This is a genomic window from Lentilactobacillus parakefiri, from assembly GCF_002157585.1.
Classification (GTDB): domain Bacteria; phylum Bacillota; class Bacilli; order Lactobacillales; family Lactobacillaceae; genus Lentilactobacillus; species Lentilactobacillus parakefiri.
In genome coordinates this window covers 1-741 of record NZ_BDGB01000074.1, presented here as the reverse complement: position 1 = coordinate 741, position 741 = coordinate 1, and the positions used below count along the sequence as shown (strand labels likewise).

The following is a 741-nucleotide window of genomic DNA, read 5'->3' as shown; positions in this document are numbered from 1 at the left end:
TGTTCGGCATGGGAACAGGTGTATCCTTCTGGCTATCGCCACCACACTATTTTTCCTTGAAAGAACTTCGTTCTCTCAAAACTAGCTAATATTAATTTTCTGCCTTTGAACACCATTTCTACTTGGTTAAGTCCTCGACCGATTAGTATTGGTCCGCTCCATACATCACTGCACTGCCACTTCCAACCTATCTACCTGATCATCTCTCAGGGGTCTTACTTCCATATAGGAATGGGAAATCTCATCTTGAGGTGAGTTTCACACTTAGATGCTTTCAGCGTTTATCTCATCCATACGTAGCTACCCAGCGGTGCGCCTGGCGGCGCAACTGGTACACCAGCGGTATGTCTATCCCGGTCCTCTCGTACTAAGGACAGCTCCTCTCAAATTTCCTACGCCCGCGACGGATAGGGACCGAACTGTCTCACGACGTTCTGAACCCAGCTCGCGTACCGCTTTAATGGGCGAACAGCCCAACCCTTGGGACCGACTACAGCCCCAGGATGCGATGAGCCGACAGCGAGGTGCCAAACCTCCCCGTCGATGTGGACTCTTGGGGGAGATAAGCCTGTTATCCCCAGGGTAGCTTTTATCCGTTGAGCGATGGCCCTTCCATACGGTACCACCGGATCACTAAGCCCGACTTTCGTCCCTGCTCGACCTGTCTGTCTCGCAGTCAAGCTCCCTTCTGCCTTTACACTCGTTGAATGATTTCCAACCATTCTGAGGGAACCTTTGGGC

At 51.6% G+C, this 741-nt stretch carries 1 rRNA gene; it reads right to left on the bottom strand.

From position 1 onward, the window contains the following. Nucleotides 1-122 precede the first annotated feature (122 nt). Nucleotides 123-741, bottom strand: a 23S ribosomal RNA gene (locus LPKJCM_RS08305); the annotation flags it as partial.